The following is a 463-nucleotide window of genomic DNA, read 5'->3' on the forward strand; positions in this document are numbered from 1 at the left end:
GCATTACCCAACCACCAACCCCAACCGAACAAAACCCCACGAGCACATCAACGACAACACCAACCACAACCAATACCCCACTACCAACCCACACCACAACCTACCCCAAAAACACCCAACACAAAACCCCCCACACAACCACCCACCCAACCAAAAAACCAAAAAAACCACCCACCCAACCCCCAAACCCCCAACACCCAACAACAACCACAAACCACAAAAAACAAAACAACACCAACAACAACAACCCAAAACCCAACCCCAACAAACGCGATAACGCAAAGAACAAACAACCCAACAACCACAAAAAGAACCGCACCAACCACACAACCACACCACCCCCCACACAACCACAAACCACCAACCACAAAACGACAAACAAACCCACGACACTACCCATCATACACACCCGACACCACCAACAAAGAAAACAACACAAACCCCAATAACCACCACACCACCA

General features: G+C 49.2%; 1 protein-coding gene. It reads left to right on the top strand.

Annotation, left to right across the window (positions count from 1 at the left end; genetic code table 11):
• The coding region (locus tag ACTHUM_RS19445) for a hypothetical protein (RefSeq protein WP_440403934.1) at positions 1–449 on the top strand (449 nt) is incomplete at its 5' end.
• Positions 450–463 lie beyond the last annotated feature (14 nt).

The organism is Neisseria sp. P0021.S006, from assembly GCF_051956895.1.